Below are 16,203 nucleotides of genomic sequence, written 5' to 3' on the forward strand. Positions count from 1 at the left end.
GGTAGTATCTATTTATTTGACCTGGAGGCGATTTTACGTGAATCCATTTGAATTCCATAATCCGACCAAGCTCATCTTTGGCAAAGGTAAGCTTGATACATTAAAGACAGAAGTACCGAAGTATGGCAAGAACGTTCTGCTCGTTTACGGTGGCGGCAGCATTAAGCGCAGCGGCCTGTACGATCATGTAAACGGCCTATTGAAGGAAATCGGCGCAGAGGTGACAGAACTCGGCGGCGTTGAACCCAATCCACGCTTGTCCACGGTACATAAGGGTGTAGACCTGTGTCGTGAGAAAAATATTGACCTTATTCTGGCGGTTGGCGGCGGCAGTGTCATCGACTGTGCGAAAGCCATTGCCGTGGGTGCCAAATATGACGGAGATATGTGGGACTTTGTAGAGCGCAAAGCAGCGGCCAAAGATGCACTTCCGCTGGGTACCGTCCTTACTATTGCGGCAACCGGCTCCGAGATGAATGCGGGTTCGGTCATTACCAACGAGAAGACGCAGGAGAAAATGGGCTGGGGCAGTCCCCATGCTTTCCCTGTGTTTTCAATTCTGGATCCGGTTAACACCTTCACGCTGCCTAAAGATCAAACGGTCTATGGCATGGTGGATATGATGTCCCACGTGCTGGAGCATTATTTCCATACCGAGCGGAACACCCCGGTACAAGACGGTTTCTGCGAAACGATCCTGCGCACGGTTATTGACACTGCACCACGTCTGATCGATGATCTGGAAAATTACGAGGACCGTTCAACGATTATGTACTGCGGAACGATGGCCCTGAACGGTATCCTGAATATGGGTTATGCAGGGGACTGGGCGACCCATAATATCGAGCATGCCGTGTCGGCAGTTTATGATATTCCACATGGCGGCGGACTTGCGATACTGTTCCCGAACTGGATGAAATATAACCTTCATACGAACCCTGAGCGCTTCACGCAGCTGGCGGTCAATGTATTCCATATCGATCCGTCCGGCAAAACTGATGAAGAGGTTGGAAAAGAAGGCATTCAGGCATTGAGCGACTTCTGGAGCTCGATTGGCGCACCTAGCCGCTTGGCGGACTATGACATCGATGATAGCCAAATTGATGTGATGGCAGAGAAAACCGTTCGCTTCGGGCCTTTCGGCAAATTCAGAACCTTGAATAAAGAAGACGTGGTAGAAATTTATAAAATGTCTCTGTAAAATATACGATCAACGATCAATAGAACACGAAAAGGACTTCCCGACCGGGAGGTCCTTTTCGTGTATGCCTATTTGTTCTTATTGCATATCTCATTCTATGGCTCCTTCACCACAACAATCATGCTGTCAAAAAACTTGTCATCCACATATACCAGCAGTCTCCAAAGTCCGGATTCAGGCAGCTGCATGGAGCTTGGCAGGGTTTTATGCCATTCACTTCCGCTGAGCCTGGTTTCCAGCAAGGTAAGGACATCCGTGGAACCCTGCTTGACTGCATTGACACGTATTTGTTTTGCCAGCTTTTCAACGTTAAACAAATGCCATAGAAACTTGTTTGGCTTGCCCGCTGTAAAGCCGCTGGATACATATCCCATTCTCATGTTTTTTCCGGTTATCACCGAATTTTCAAACTCAAAATCCGGTGCGATCTGCCAATCGGAATCGGGGATGTCAAAGACGACATCACCCTTCTTTTGCCCGTCAATCATGACATCGAATCTCCAGGTTCCGGCAAAAGGCAGCGCGAAATCGGAACCGAACCGAATTGAATCTTTATTGCTCATGGTTCGGTCAATGGCCGTTTCAGGCAGCTCAGTCACTGCCATTCCGGTGTTCCGTTCAGTAGCTGTGATTTGAATGGTTGATTGCTGAAGCTGCTCATAAGGGATATTTAGCAGCCAGTAACAGCTTGATGCATTGCCCGCCTGGTAGTCACCTCCGGGGATTGCTTCGATCAAGGGGGTGGAGTGCTGCATATACACCGAATGAGGCTCCCATGCTTTGGCTTCATCATTCTTGAGCCATAGTCCAGCCAAATCGGTAGAGCTGTCCGTGCCCAGTCTTCCTGTGACGGCCAAAATTAGTACAACCGTCATTACAACGGCCACGCCGATGATAGCGGTAGCTTTGAGCTGTTTGGCTGCACGGTACTGCTTTTGCATTCGAAGCCGCTGCTGGAGTACCTGCTGCTCCATTTGAGGTGTGAACATCGGTTTTTCAAAAGGAGGCGTTTTCAGCTGTTCGTACCACTGTGGTTTCGTCTCATTGTTCATCATGCAGGTCTCCTTTCATCGCTTTCTCCATCCGTTTTCTTGCACGATGTATCCGGGATTTGACCGTTCCTTGGGCAATGCCAAGCAGCTCTGCGATATCGGAATAACCCATTCCGTAATGGGCATCGAGAAGCAGCACCTCCCGGTATTTGGCAGGCAGCTGCAACATATGGTGCCAGATGGTTTGTGTTTGCAGCTGGTCCAAATATTCTGTCTCGGCTGAGCTGACCATACTGCGATGAAAAATTTGCTCCATCAGAACTACTTTTCTCACGCTGTGGGATTTCAGCCAGTTCCGGCTCAAGTTGCGAGCCATGGCCAGCAGCCAGGTTTTGGGGGAGCTACGCCTCTCAAAACCCCTCCAGTGTTCGTAAGCTTTCAAAAAAACTTCCTGTGATATATCGTCAGCGGCTTCCCTGTTCCTCGTTAAGAAAAAGGCGAAGTTCCAGACATCCTGCGAATAACAGCGCATGAGATCGCGCAGCGCGTCATACGGGTCATCGGCAATCATGAGATCAGCCAGGCCATCCATGTTCATCCCTCCCGTAAAGTAGACAACTGACCTGCAATAAAGTTCCGTATTCTGCAAATATCTTTACAATATTTTATCAAGCAGGAAAGATTTGAAACAAGATCGAACCTTAATACGTATATCTTTATATAGACAGTTTGGAACATATTTAGGAGGATGCTACCATGGAAACGCTGTTTTGGAGCTGTCTGGCAGGCGGAATCCTGTTTGCGGCGGTCAGCGTGCTGCTGGGCGATCTGGTCAGCCATGCACTCGACGGGCTGCTCGATTTTATGTCAGTTGACTTCCTGAAGCCAATGGTCATCGCAAGCGCAGTAACGGTGTTTGGCGGAGCGGGCATTTTATTGGCGCATTATACGGTCTGGAGCGGTTTTGTAGTGGTTTTGCTGTCGGTGGTTATCGCTGTTGTGATTTCAGCGCTTGTCTACTTTTTTTATGTCAAGCCCATGGATAACAGTGAAAATTCCACCGGGTATTCCATCCGCGAGCTTTCCGGCCGCATTGGAGAGGTCACGATTCCGATTCCCGAGACGGGATACGGCGAGGTCATGATCAAGCTCGGTGCCGGAAATACGCTGCATATTGCTTCAAGCCTTGAGCGCCACCAGCTGTCTGCCGGTACACGGGTAGTCGTTGTGGATGTGCAAGACGGGGTACTTCGTGTCACCAATCTAGATGAGAGAAGAGGAGATGTTGTTTAATGGATTTGCCTGAGTACCTGATTATTCCGATTATTGTTGTAGGGGTTATTTTCGTTTTGGGTTTGGCTTTCTGGGCACGCTATAAGACGGTGGGACCGGATGAGGCCATGATCGTGACGGGATCTTTTTTAGGCAGTAAAAACATCTCGGAGGATGACTCCGGACGTAAAATTAAAATTGTTCGTGGGGGCGGCGCATTTATTCTGCCGGTCTTCCAGCAATCGGAATTTATTTCGCTGCTTTCCCATAAGCTGGACGTTTCGACACCTGAGGTATACACCGAGCAGGGAGTGCCGGTTATTGCTGATGGCGTAGCGATCATCAAGGTTGGAGGCAGCATTGAAGACGTAGCCACCGCGGCAGAGCAGTTCATTGGTAAGCCAATTGAAGCGCTGAAAGGCGAGGCACAGGAAGTGCTTGAAGGCCATCTGCGTGCGATTCTGGGCTCCATGACCGTAGAGGAAGTATATCGGAACCGTGATAAGTTCGCGCAGGAGGTTCAAGGGGTTGCGGCACGCGATTTGAAGAAAATGGGCCTTCAGATCGTATCTTTCACCATTAAGGATGTGCGCGATAAGCAGGGATATCTGGATGCTCTCGGTAAACCGCGGATCGCTGCAGTCAAACGGGATGCCGAAATAGCGGAAGCTGAGGCGGTGCGCGATGCACGGATCCAAAAGGCGAATGCAGAAGAGCAGGGTCAGAAGGCGGAGCTGCTGCGGGATACCAATATTGCGGAAGCCTCGAAGGAGAAAGAGCTTAAGGTCGCGTCCTTTAAGAAAGATCAGGATACGGCTAAGGCGGAAGCGGATCAGGCCTACCATATTCAGGAAGCACGCGCTAAACAAACCATGGTAGAAGAGCAGATGAAGGTGGAACTGGTTCGTAAAGACCGGGAGATCGATCTGCAGGAAAAAGAAATTGTGGTACGTCAGAAGCAGTACGACGCTGAAGTGAAGAAAAAGGCGGATGCCGACCGCTATGCGGTTGAACAGGCGGCTGAAGCGGATAAAGCTCGCAGAATGCGCGAAGCCGACGCATTGCAATACTCCATCGAAACGCAGGCCAGGGCCTCTGCCGAGCAGAAACGTCTGGAAGGTCAGGCTGTTGCCGATGCAGAGCGGGCCAAAGGTACTGCAGAAGCCGAAGTCATCCGGCTGCGCGGTTTGGCTGAGGCGGAAGCAAAAGAGAAGCTGGCGGAAGCCTTCCAAAAATTCGGCGAAGCTGCAGTGCTCGATATTATCGTCAAGATGCTGCCAGAACTGGCAGGGAAAATCGCCCAGCCGCTCTCCTCGATCGACAAGCTTACGGTGGTCGATACAGGCAAAGGCGAAGGCGCAGCCCGTGTGAGCAACTATGTGACGGAGCTGATGTCTACGGCACCTGAAATGCTGAAAAATGTGTCCGGCATCGATGTCGAGAGTCTGATCAAGAATTTGACCAGCAAATCGAAACCTGCTCCGGCGGTTGCCCAGCAATCACCTCATGAGCTGGTTAGTCTGGAAGCGGGCGCAGCGCAGGAATAGATTCGGAAACGGTAGTTCACATCCCTGAACCAAGAAGTTGAAGATGGCATTTTCGTTTCGTGCATTGTTTCTCACATATTCAAATAAAGGAAAAGCGCATTCCCTCCTGGGAATGCGCTTTTTTAGATATAAGAACGGAAGGCATCTACTCTTCGACTTGGTTTATATCCGGCTGATTACTCAGCTGCAGGCACAGTTCAGAACCGGCTTGCGTGCCGCTGTCGTTTCGTCCAGACGGGTAACCGGCGTATCGTAAGGGGCATTCAGGAGCAGTTCCGGCTGCTCTTCGGCTTCCTTGGCAATTTGAATCATTGTATCAATGAACGCATCCAGGGTATCTTTACTTTCTGTTTCCGTCGGTTCGATCATCATGCACTCCTCCACGTTAAGCGGGAAGTAAATGGTTGGCGGATGATACCCGAAATCGAGCAGCCGCTTCGCGACGTCCAAGGTGCGTATCCCGTATTGTTTCAGCGGTGTACCGGACATAACAAACTCATGCTTGCAGATGCCCGGATAGGGTACATCGAAATAAGGCTCGAGTCGTTTCATCATGTAGTTGGCGTTCAGCACAGCGCATTCGGATACGCGGCGCAGACCTTCCGGACCATAGCTTCGCATATAGGTGTAAGCACGCACCAGGATACCGAAGTTACCGTAATAAGCCTTCACACGGCCGATAGATTGGTCGTTCCCGCCTTCAAGAGTGAATGCTCCATGTTCAGTTTTTGAAACGAATGGACGCGGAAGGAACGGTACGAGCAGGCTCTTCACGCCGACTGGACCAGCTCCGGGACCCCCGCCGCCATGCGGCGTGCTCATCGTTTTATGGAGGTTCAAATGCACAACGTCAAAGCCCATATCGCCAGGACGGGTAATACCCATAATGGCATTGGAGTTGGCGCCGTCATAGTACAGCAGACCGCCAGCTTCATGAACGATAGCAGCAATCTCCTGAATTTGTTCTTCGAACAGACCAAGCGTATTCGGATTGGTCAGCATCAGGGCAGCCGTGTCGCTTCCTACAGCTGCGCGGAGTGCATCCAGATCGACAAGGCCTTTATCCGTAGACGGAATGGTAATGGTCTGTAGGCCGGCAACGGAAGCACTTGCCGGATTAGTACCATGTGACGAATCAGGTACGATGACCTTATCGCGATGCTCTCCGCGGCTTTCATGATAAGCGCGGATCATCATCAGACCGGTCCACTCGCCGTGAGCACCGGCAGCAGGCTGCAACGTGACTGCATCCATGCCTGTGAGTCCGGCCAAGTCTACCTGCAGCTGGTACAGCAGCTCCAAAGCTCCCTGAATGCTTTCCTCTGGCTGATAAGGGTGAATTTTAGCAAATCCGGCATAACGGGCCACATCTTCATTGACCTTCGGATTATATTTCATCGTGCAGGAGCCCAAAGGGTAGAACCCGTTATCCACACCGAAATTGCGGCGAGAGAGCTCCGTGTAATGGCGGATGACATCCACTTCATAAACCTCTGGCAAAGCCGCAGGCTCGCTGCGCAGCATGGAGGCTGGAATGACGGACGCAGCATCCAGGGCAGGCACGTCGAGTTCCGGCAGGGAATAGGCAATGCGGCCGGGGTGACTGAGCTCAAATATCAATGCTTTTTCCTGTATCATAAACAGCCCTCCAGCCGTGATGCGAATTGGTCTATCTGTTCTTTGGTTCTGCGTTCCGTGACAGCAATCAGCATATGGCCTTCCAGCTCCGGATAAGAGCGGCCCAGGTCATATCCACCGAGGAAGCCTTCTTTCAGCAGTTTGGAATTTACAGCGGAAGCGGAAACGCCATCAGGCAGTTTAACAACAAACTCGTTGAAGTAAGGGGATGTAAACGGCATTGTCACTCCAGGCACATCTGCAAGGCGCTTTGCGGCATAATGGCTTTTTTGCAGATTCAACTGGCTGACCTCGATCATCCCCTGCTTGCCCATTACAGACATGTATACGGAAGCGCAGAGCGCAAGCAGCGCTTGGTTTGAGCAGATGTTCGAGGTCGCCTTCTCACGGCGGATATGCTGTTCACGGGCCTGCAGCGTCAGCACGAAGCCACGCTTGCCGTTTCGGTCGACGGTCTGGCCTACAATCCGGCCTGGCATTCTGCGCATATGATCCTTCGAAACAGCGAAGAATCCGCATGTCGGACCGCCGAGGGAGGAAGAAATGCCAAGCGGCTGTGCATCTCCGACGACGATGTCTGCGCCAAGCTTGCCGGGGGCTTCCAGAAGTCCAAGAGATATTGGATTCGTACTTACGATCATGAGGCCCTTTTGAGCATGCACCAGTTCACCGATGGAAGCGAGATCCTCGATCGAGCCGAAGAAGTTTGGATTTTGCACCAGAACGGCTGCGGTGTCATCAGCAATAGCCTTCGCAAGCTCATCCATATCCGTCACGCCATTTTTCGTGCCCACCTCAATGATTTCAAGCCCAAGACCATGCGCATAGGCGAGAAGCACCTGTCTGGATTCTGGATGAACTGCTGTGGAAACCACGAGCTTGCTGCGCTTGGTGGCGGCACTTGCCAGCGAACCGGCTTCAGCAAGAGCGGTTGCACCGTCATACATGCTGGCGTTGGCTACAGCCATGCCTGTCAGCTCACAAATATAAGATTGAAATTCAAAAATGGCCTGCAGCTCGCCTTGGCTGACCTCAGGCTGATAAGGCGTATAAGCAGTGTAGAATTCGGATCTCGAAACGACATGGTTAATCACTGAGGGAACATGATGGTCATACAGGCCGGCACCAAGGAAGCTTGGATACTGGTCAGTATTGGCGTTTTTGGCGGCTAGTGCGGATAAATGGCTGGTGAGGGCATATTCGTCCAAACCTTTGGAGACAGGCAGTTCGCCCTTAAAACGAATTTCTTCAGGAATATCTTTAAACAGCTCTTCAATAGAGTTCACTCCGACGGTTTTCAGCATATCCTGCTGATCCTGCTCGGTCATAGGCAGATAACGGTGCTTCACTTGGAGTCAGCTCCTTTTTGGGCTCTTTTATAAAAGGGGACACTTACAACTTCAGCTTTCAGTCGTTTGCCGCGGACATCCACTTCAACCTGTGTGCCTATTGCGGCATGACCACTCTCAATCAGAGCAAGCCCCAGATTGCGCTTTAGCGTGGGAGACTGCGTTCCTGTAGTAATTTCACCTATCTGCGTTTCACCGGAATATACCGGATAATGCGAACGCGGGATTCCCCGATCGATCATTTCGATACCAACCAATTTTCGTGGTACACCATCATTTTTTTGCTGCCGGAGGGCTTCTTTGCCAATAAAATCATCAGCTTGGTTCAGCTTCACGAAAAAGCCAATGCCGCCTTCCAGCGGAGAGATATCTCGGGACAGCTCTTGTCCGTAAAGAGGCAGCTTGGCTTCAAAACGGAGCGTATCGCGGGCACCGAGTCCAGCAGGAAGAAGACCATGGGCGCCGCCGTGTTCAAGCAGTCCCTTCCATACAGCGGGAGCATCTCCAGCAGGCAGGTAAATCTCAAAGCCATCTTCGCCGGTGTAACCGGTGCGTGAGATGAGGACAGATGCGCCGAGGAGGGGGACTTGCTGCAGGAAGTGAAACGCCCCGAGCTGAGCAAGATCCGTATCAACGAGCGGAGCGAGAATCTCTTTAGCTTTGGGTCCCTGAAGCGCAAGGAGAGCTGTTCCTTCAGACTCATTAGTCATTTGAACACCATCCACAAGATGCTGCTGCAGCCATTCCCAGTCCTTATCCAGGTTCGATGCATTCACGACCAGCATGTAAGACTGCTCGCCCAGCTTGTAGACCAGCAGATCATCGACCACGCCGCCATCCGGATAACACATCGCGCTGTACTGCGCCTGTCCGGGGGTAAGGGTAGTTACATCGTTGACAGTCACATGCTGGATAAAGCTTTCAGCCTGAGGACCACTCACCATGAATTCACCCATATGCGATACATCGAATAAACCGGCGGCTTCACGGACAGCCTCATGCTCTTTATGAATACCGCTGAACTGAACAGGCAGCTCCCAGCCGCCAAAATCGATGCAGCGTAATCCGGATATTTCGGCATAAAGAGGGTAAAGCGGGGTTCGTTTAAGCTCGGACACGAGATCACCTTCTCTTTTTTATTTTTGGGAAATATAAAATTAATACATTTTCAACAAAGCTGATCAATTCTTTAATTGCAAGAAAAACTACCTCTAAAAGCGGTCCATGCGTCTGCAAAAGCATTACGTCGGTTTACGTTTTACGTAACACAAAAAGGACAGGCAGAAGAACAAGCATGCCTTTTTTACGGCATACTGATCTTCATGCTCTGTCCTTGGTACCTGAGAGTTACCTTGCTGATTCCGGGCAAAAAAGGGATAACAAAAGGCGTCCATACGATTCCTGCACCGGCCAGCAAATTTCCCCTTGGGTGATTCTTTCGCTTAAGAATTCTCTCCAGAGATGCGTCCAATAATGGTCCTTTTGCCTGAGAGATTCACCCTTGCAAGGGCTTACTCCTTCGGCGTCACTAAAGTTCAGTAATCTCTCCCATTACCTTCATCCGCTATTGAATTGTCTTAATATCATTAATACTCAAAGGCCACTGTAATGTCAACAAGATTATAGGAGGAGGCATGATCAGCGGCAAGGAGGAGTATTAAGTAAAAATACGGATTTTCATCCATTTTACTGTATTGATTTCTATATGGACACGTTACAATGTTTATACAGTCATCCAAGCAAACACGATTTATTTATTCCGGGAGGGATCAAGCGTGGAGAGAGTGGTCGGTGTCGATATCGGTTGTACGAAAATGTATCTTTATGCGCAGGTGAACGGGGAGCATGTGGAACAGAAAGTACCGACGGGGCTGGATTGTCCCAGGGAGCAGCTGAAGCATGATATTGATACCTTCCTTGAGGGTCTGCCTTTTGTGCCTGAGGGTCTAGGTATGGCAGTGCCGGGTCTTGTGGAGGGAGATAGCCGGGTGAAGCTTTCGGATATCCGTTCATTGACAGGCATAACGACAGATTATTTTGGCGGGGGAAGATTTCCGGTCCGGTTTATCAATGATGTCAAAGCTGCTACGGTGGCGGAAACCGTCCATTATACAGACAAGGACACGATTGCTGTTATTATGGCGGGTTCCGGTATTGCGCTGGGCGTTTATTCGAAAGAACGCATGTTTACAGGGGCGCACGGCTTTGCCGGAGAACTGGGTTATTGTGTAATACCAACGGAAAACGGACCGAAAACATTGGACAGTCTGGCAGGTGGTATCGGAATTTTGATGCAGGCAGGATGCGGTATCGAGGAATTTCTCGAACGGATAAGCAGCAAGGATCCAGGCACAGAGAAGCTGCTGGCCAAGGCGGGGGTTCACTTCGGGCTGGCTTTGACGAATGTGATACATCTGTTCAATCCGGATGTAATCGTGATCGGTGGAAGCACGGCTACTTATCCCGGTTATATGGAGCAGGCGCTTGAAACCGCCGAAAAACATACACTGCCGGATATGTTCGGCCACTGCTTGATCACTCCGGCAAAAGACAACAAACGCATTGTAGCTCTCGGAGCTATGGAATATATGCGCAGCGGCATGCAGCTTTAGGCGGGAATTTACTGATGGATAAGGAAGCGGAGACTTCAAATATTATCATTACGTATATCTTGAAAAGGGGATTTCGGCGAAACATCAAAATGGGGGTTGTGTTATATTGACACCGCTGTTCGCTCTGCTTTATTCTTAAGGGGAATAGGATTGTAAATGGTTCCAGGATATCATGGATTTCCATATATTAGCGGATGAAAGCGAACGGGAGAGACTGCCCTGTAACGGGCGGCACCGAAGGAGCAAGCTGCAGGTACGCACATACAGGCAGCTAATCTCTCAGGTACAAGGAACCGTCGCCGGACGCGGCTCTGGAGAGAGCGTCAGCCACCCAAGGGGAACGCGGAAACGTTGAATTTCCGTTTAAACTCTCAGGTACAAGGGACAGAGAAAAGGTGCTGCATACCTTTTTTTGCTGTCCTTTTTTTGCTGCCATGCGAAGACTTAACAATATCCTGACTTCAATATCATTACAGGAGCGTGGAAGACCTTGAGATTCAAAAATGTATTTTCCATCATTGGTCCGTCCATGGTAGGACCTTCCAGTTCCCATACCGCCGGTGCCGTGCGCATCGGAAGAGTGGCCCGCCAGCTGCTCGGCAGTCAGCCGGAGAAGGCGCAGATCACGCTGTTCGGATCTTTTGCAGAAACGTATTGGGGACATGGAACGGATTTGGCTTTAACGGCCGGATTACTTAATTTTGATACGGATGATGAACGGATTCCCGAAGCGGATATCGAAGCAGAAAAGGCCGGCATGAGCATGGAATGGGTGCAGGGAAAAGGCAACGGACCTCACCCGAACTCTGTAAAAATCACACTTTGGGCGGGAGAGAGCAAGGCGGAGATTGTTGCAGCTTCCATCGGCGGCGGCACGATTGCTGTTTACTCCCTGAACGGTTTTGATGTACAGATTACCGGAGAATATCCAACGATCGCCGTCACCCACTCTGATAGCCAGGGAGTGCTTGCCAGCCTGACGGCTCTGCTCAGCCGGGAAGGAATCAATATCGGGTATATGGATGTGGACCGCAAGGGACGCAGCGGAGCAGCCATGACGGTGTTTGAGCTGGATTCTGCCCCTGCGGAGAACATCATCAAAGAGATGACGAATCAGCCGTTTATTCTGGAAGTGACGATGATAGACTTGACCCAAAGGAGCTAGTTGACCGATGAGATTTGAGACGCTGGAACAGCTGGCAGACATCTGCCTGAATGAGAACAAAACGATTGCTGAAGTGATGATGGAGGATCAGGCCAAGGAAACTAATATCCCTGTGGATGAGGTATTCCGGCAGATGGCTGATTATTACCAGGTCATGAAGGAGGCCGTTCAGAAGGGGTTGACCGGCAACACGAAATCACGAAGCGGACTGACGGGCGGAGACGCTAAAAAAGTGGCGGATTACATGCAGCAGGGCGAACCATGCCTTGGCGGGCCTTCTGCCACTGCGATGGCTTACGCACTTGCTGTTTCCGAAGTCAACGCATCTATGGGCAGAATCATAGCCACGCCTACGGCGGGGTCATGCGGAATTATCCCTGGCGTGTTCGTCAGTACACAGGAACGTTTCGGCTGGGATGACGACAAGCTGGTTCACGGTTTGTTCACTGCCGGTGCAATCGGATTTGTGATTGCAAATAACGCTTCCATCTCTGGAGCGGAAGGTGGATGCCAGGCTGAGGTTGGATCGGCGATTGGTATGGCGGCCGGGGCCATGGTAGAGCTAAGAGGCGGATCACCACAGCAGGCGGTTCACGCTGTGGGTCTCGCCTTGAAAAACTGCCTTGGCCTCATCTGCGATCCGGTAGCAGGGCTTGTGGAAATACCCTGCATTGTGCGCAATGGTCTGGGTGCTGTTACTGCGCTGGCGGCTGCCGATATGGCTCTGGCCGGCGTGGGAAGTGTTATTCCAGCCGATGAGGTTATCGGCGTGATGCTGGAAGTCGGCAGTGCCATGCCGACCAAACACCGGGAAACTGGCAAGGGCGGCCTGGCCGCAACACCTACGGGGCGGAAGCTGACGAAAGAATTGGTGGAGCAGCGGCGCAGAAAAGTCAAAGAAGCCAAGCAGCCGCCGTCAGACATGAATTAATGGCTCATCTACAGTACTAGTCATAGATGATTATACTAATCAAAGGAGAGTTGAAAAGAATGAGCAATGTGAAAGAGAACCGTTGGTACAGCAAGGATCATGAATGGGTTGAAAAGGTAAGCGGAAACGTCGTGCGGATCGGTATCAGTGATTTTGCACAGCATCAGCTGGGTGATATTGTGTTTGTAGAGCTCCCGGATGAAGGCACAGAAGTCAAAGCCGAGGAGACGATCGGAACGATTGAATCCGTAAAAACCGTATCGGATCTGTTCAGCCCTGTTGGCGGTCAAATCATGAAAATCAACTCAAACTTGAATGATGAGCCTGAACTCGTGAATAGCGAGCCTTATGAAGGCGGTTGGATGGCAGAGATTGAAGTTCCGGGAGAACTGGATGAGCATCTGTCGACACTGCTGAGCGCAGAGCAGTATGAAAAGTTCCTGGAAGAGTAATATCTGAGCGAAAAAACGGCGTGCCGGAATGACTTTGTCATCCGGCACGCCGTTTTTTTATCTATTTATCTTCAATTTTATGTGGACGGAATACCCATGAACGGCTCAGAAAGTAATTAATGAAAACGCCTGCGGCTGTGACAAGGAGCTTGGCTGCTGCAAGCGGCAGATGGCCTTCCAGCAGATGCAGCAGAACCGCTGTCCCCGCGGCTATGGCCGCATTCACAGCGGTAAAACGAAGCATTTGACCATAGTCGCGTGTCCGTTTTTGTGCGAAGGTCCAGCGACGGTTCCAGAAATAGCTGTTTAGCATTCCCGCCGTATAAGAAACGATTTGACCCGCTATGCTGCCGAGAAAGGAATGCACAAGGAAAAAGACGATGAAGTCCACCACTGTATTCATTACGCCGACAAGGCCAAAGCGAATGAAGCGTTTGACTTCATTCCGGCCCGCTTTTTCAATCATTACCGTTCCTCCCAACCTGGCAGCCTACACTAGCTTTTCTGTCTCTATTATGTATTTTTTTCGAATCCTTGTGCAACTGCTGCTCCCCAAATATGCCCTAAGCTATTCAGCTAGCTCGAATTTGGGCCGATATAACGCATATAAACCCTTGCAAATGGCAACAAAGACACATAGGATGTGTTGAAGGCGATTTTGCATACATCGAATGTCAATTATATGGTGGTGTACAAATCATGAATGAAAAAACAGATTATTACGATGGCCGTGATCTGGGCTGCAATTACTCCAGAACAGAAAGCATCTTTAAACTTTGGGCTCCGGACGCGGTAAAAGTAACGCTGGCTCTCTATCAGGATGCGGGAAGCTATAATGCCCAAGGAGCGGTTGCTGTTCATACGGACGGGCTGGAGATCGGTATGAAGAATTGGAAAGCCGGTGTCTGGTTCCTGCGTTTCTATGGAGATCTCGCCGGTCGATACTATATGTATAAAATAGAAGGTCCGGACGGGAGTATTCGTTACGTAACAGACCCTTATTCCAAGGGGGTGAGCGCTAACGGGGCCAGATCGGCTGTTGTTGATTTGCAGTATTGGAGTCCTCCAGGGTGGGAGGGAGAAAAGCGGCCACCGTTAGAGGGACTTCAGGATGCCGTGCTGTATGAGCTGCATGTACGGGATTTTTCGGCAGATCCGGCATCGGGATTTAAATATAAAGGCAAATTTAAAGCCTTCACGGAAACCGGTCTTCGGGACCAGGAAGGAAATAAGGTGGGTATCGATCATCTGCAGGAGCTTGGTGTGACCCATGTTCATCTGCTCCCGGTATTTGATTTTAAAACGGTGAATGAGCTTCTCGTGGATGATCCCGATTCAATCGAACCGAAATACAACTGGGGATATGACCCGCAGCATTTCAATGTGCCTGAGGGATCCTATGCGACCGATCCGCAAAATCCGGGAGTACGGATTCTTGAGTTCAAGGAAATGATCATGGCATTACACCGCAAAGGTATCCGCGTCATTATGGACGTCGTTTATAATCACACCTTTGGCGTGGAAGACGGGCCTTTTGAGGCGATTGTGCCTGGCTATTATTACCGTAGGGATGCTGAGGGAAGACTGACGAATGGTTCCGGCGTTGGTAATGAAATGGCGACGGAGCGGCCGATGGTGCGGAAGTACATTTTGGACTCGGTCCGGTACTGGGCGGAGGAATATCACGTCGACGGCTTCCGGTTTGATCTGATGGGATTGATCGACACCGAAACGATTATCCAGATCGCCAGGGAGCTGCACAGCGAGGTTGATCCGTCGATTTTAATCTATGGTGAGCCATGGACAGGAGGCGATACGCCTCTGCAGCAGCAAACATTGAAGGGCAGCCAAATGAATAAAGGCTTTGCCGTATTCAATGATCATTTTAGAGGAGCCATAAAAGGCGATAGCGATGGCGGAGGAAAAGGCTTTGCCACAGGCCAACCCGAAATGGAAGCGTCAATTCTTGAAGGGGTAAAAGGCGCGGTGCATGATTTTACAGCTTCTCCACTGGAAACGATTAACTATGTAACCGTGCACGATAATCTAAACCTGTGGGATAAAGTATTGACCACGCAGGGTCTCCGCAATGAAGCAGGATTCAAGGAGATCCGGAATGGTGAGCTGACGAACGGAGAAAGCCTGGAGGAAGCTGTGAAGCATTCAGAGCCATACCGAAGCGTAGACAGGGATTATATGATGAAAAGCGAGTCCGTGAAGAGAGCTATTTTGGCTAATGGAATCGTGCTCACTTCCCAGGGCATTCCCATGATCCAGGCCGGCGATGAGCTGCTGCGCACGAAATACGGCGACCATAACAGCTACCGCAGCGGTGATCTCGTGAATGCGATCCGATGGGAGAATAAGCGGAGATTTAAACCCGTCTTCGATTATTATCGCGGCTTGATCGACCTTCGAAAAACGCATCCTGCATTCCGCATGACTTCAAAGGAGCAGGTAGAGAAGCATCTGGAGGTACTCCGCTGTCAGGATAACACGGTGGCGTATATGCTGAAGGATTTTGCAAATGGTGATGTCTGGAAAAATATCGTTGTGATCTATAATGCCAACTATCATGAGATTAAGATGGAGCTTCCTTTTTCCAAAACCGGATGGAAGATTGCGGTGAATGAGGAGCATGCCGGAAACAAGGCGATTGATTTTCTGGTGGATGAACAGGTGAGCGTACCGGAATTGTCGATGATGGTGCTGTTCGAAGAAGTCGGAGGTGTGCCGCGGCCAACCAAACGAGTCGAGGTGCAATACGAGCGTCCCGACGGCAAATATGACGGCTGGAACCTGTGGGTATGGGGCACCGGACTCCGCGAACAGCGGGTTGATTTTGAACGGACGGAAAATGGCAGAGCTGTGGCTTCTTTTACTGTCCCTGCATATGTGAAGAGAATCGGTTATATCGTGCGTTTGAATGATTGGGAAGCGAAGGATGTGGACCAGGATTGTTTTATTGAGCTGGGCCACAGCCAAAGTGCCATTACTGTTCTAATCCGCAGCGGTTCGGATGATTGGAAGAAGATCAGCTGATG

At 50.5% G+C, this 16,203-nt stretch carries 14 protein-coding genes and 3 riboswitches; of the genes, 8 read left to right on the top strand and 6 right to left on the bottom strand.

Annotated features, from left to right (window positions below; genetic code table 11):
- Positions 1–37 precede the first annotated feature (37 nt).
- Complete coding sequence (locus KJS65_RS00515) at positions 38–1,201, top strand: iron-containing alcohol dehydrogenase (RefSeq protein ID WP_213648113.1); 1,164 nt, start codon at positions 38–40, stop codon at positions 1,199–1,201.
- A 95-nt stretch (positions 1,202–1,296) separates the two neighbouring features.
- Here the strand turns inward: KJS65_RS00515 and KJS65_RS00520 are convergent, their stop codons facing one another.
- Positions 1,297–2,256: a DUF4871 domain-containing protein gene (locus tag KJS65_RS00520; protein ID WP_213648114.1), complete on the bottom strand. Its 960-nt coding sequence runs from the start codon at positions 2,254–2,256 to the stop codon at positions 1,297–1,299.
- A complete protein-coding gene (locus tag KJS65_RS00525; protein WP_213648115.1) occupies positions 2,243–2,785 on the bottom strand; it encodes an RNA polymerase sigma factor in 543 nt (180 codons plus the stop codon). Before KJS65_RS00525 ends, KJS65_RS00520 begins: the two co-directional genes overlap by 14 nt.
- A gap of 164 nt (positions 2,786–2,949) precedes the next feature.
- Here KJS65_RS00525 and KJS65_RS00530 point away from each other — a divergent pair, with 164 nt between their 5' ends.
- Together KJS65_RS00530 and KJS65_RS00535 are read left to right on the top strand one after the other, a co-directional pair.
- Positions 2,950–3,486, top strand: a complete 537-nt coding sequence (locus KJS65_RS00530; protein WP_213648116.1) for an NfeD family membrane protein — start codon at positions 2,950–2,952, stop codon at positions 3,484–3,486.
- A complete protein-coding gene (locus KJS65_RS00535; protein WP_213648117.1) occupies positions 3,486–5,012 on the top strand; it encodes a flotillin lipid rafts scaffold protein FloT in 1,527 nt (508 codons plus the stop codon). The genes KJS65_RS00530 and KJS65_RS00535 overlap by 1 nt, the downstream gene beginning before the upstream one ends.
- A gap of 180 nt (positions 5,013–5,192) precedes the next feature.
- Here KJS65_RS00535 and gcvPB read toward each other — a convergent pair whose 3' ends face one another.
- Genes gcvPB through gcvT form a run of 3 tightly spaced genes read right to left on the bottom strand, consistent with a single transcriptional unit; the run spans position 5,193 to position 9,117 of the window.
- Positions 5,193–6,650, bottom strand: coding sequence for an aminomethyl-transferring glycine dehydrogenase subunit GcvPB (gene gcvPB, locus KJS65_RS00540; RefSeq protein ID WP_213648118.1), 1,458 nt, complete (start codon positions 6,648–6,650; stop codon positions 5,193–5,195).
- Positions 6,647–7,978 (bottom strand): aminomethyl-transferring glycine dehydrogenase subunit GcvPA, encoded by a 1,332-nt coding sequence (gcvPA, locus tag KJS65_RS00545; RefSeq protein ID WP_374706163.1) that lies wholly within the window; start codon positions 7,976–7,978, stop codon positions 6,647–6,649. The genes gcvPB and gcvPA overlap by 4 nt, the downstream gene beginning before the upstream one ends.
- 17 nt (positions 7,979–7,995) lie before the next feature.
- Complete coding sequence (gene gcvT, locus KJS65_RS00550) at positions 7,996–9,117, bottom strand: glycine cleavage system aminomethyltransferase GcvT (protein WP_213648120.1); 1,122 nt, start codon at positions 9,115–9,117, stop codon at positions 7,996–7,998.
- A gap of 207 nt (positions 9,118–9,324) precedes the next feature.
- A riboswitch (glycine riboswitch) is annotated at positions 9,325–9,460 on the bottom strand.
- Positions 9,461–9,463: 3 nt separating this feature from the next.
- Positions 9,464–9,560, bottom strand: a riboswitch (glycine riboswitch).
- A gap of 214 nt (positions 9,561–9,774) precedes the next feature.
- On the opposite strand from gcvT, the gene KJS65_RS00555 reads away from it, so the two are divergent.
- From KJS65_RS00555 to gcvH, 4 genes are all read left to right on the top strand, one after another.
- Positions 9,775–10,611 carry an ROK family protein gene (locus KJS65_RS00555; RefSeq protein ID WP_213648121.1) on the top strand — a complete coding sequence of 279 codons (837 nt, stop codon included), beginning with the start codon at positions 9,775–9,777 and terminating at the stop codon, positions 10,609–10,611.
- Between the two features lie 195 nt (positions 10,612–10,806).
- Positions 10,807–10,916: riboswitch (glycine riboswitch) on the top strand.
- A 185-nt stretch (positions 10,917–11,101) separates the two neighbouring features.
- The gene (gene sdaAB, locus KJS65_RS00560; RefSeq protein WP_213648122.1) at positions 11,102–11,776 is read left to right on the top strand and encodes an L-serine ammonia-lyase, iron-sulfur-dependent subunit beta; all 675 of its coding nucleotides are present in this window, start codon (positions 11,102–11,104) and stop codon (positions 11,774–11,776) included.
- A 7-nt stretch (positions 11,777–11,783) separates the two neighbouring features.
- A complete protein-coding gene (gene sdaAA / locus KJS65_RS00565) occupies positions 11,784–12,707 on the top strand; it encodes an L-serine ammonia-lyase, iron-sulfur-dependent, subunit alpha (RefSeq protein WP_213648123.1) in 924 nt (307 codons plus the stop codon).
- A 59-nt stretch (positions 12,708–12,766) separates the two neighbouring features.
- Positions 12,767–13,159: a glycine cleavage system protein GcvH gene (gene gcvH, locus KJS65_RS00570; RefSeq protein ID WP_213648124.1), complete on the top strand. Its 393-nt coding sequence runs from the start codon at positions 12,767–12,769 to the stop codon at positions 13,157–13,159.
- 61 nt (positions 13,160–13,220) lie between these two features.
- Here the strand turns inward: gcvH and KJS65_RS00575 are convergent, their stop codons facing one another.
- Complete coding sequence (locus KJS65_RS00575) at positions 13,221–13,625, bottom strand: GtrA family protein (RefSeq protein ID WP_213648125.1); 405 nt, start codon at positions 13,623–13,625, stop codon at positions 13,221–13,223.
- A 233-nt stretch (positions 13,626–13,858) separates the two neighbouring features.
- On the opposite strand from KJS65_RS00575, the gene pulA reads away from it, so the two are divergent.
- Complete coding sequence (gene pulA, locus KJS65_RS00580) at positions 13,859–16,201, top strand: type I pullulanase (protein WP_213648126.1); 2,343 nt, start codon at positions 13,859–13,861, stop codon at positions 16,199–16,201.
- Positions 16,202–16,203 lie beyond the last annotated feature (2 nt).

Source organism: Paenibacillus sp. J23TS9 (assembly GCF_018403225.1).
Classification (GTDB): domain Bacteria; phylum Bacillota; class Bacilli; order Paenibacillales; family Paenibacillaceae; genus Paenibacillus_AQ.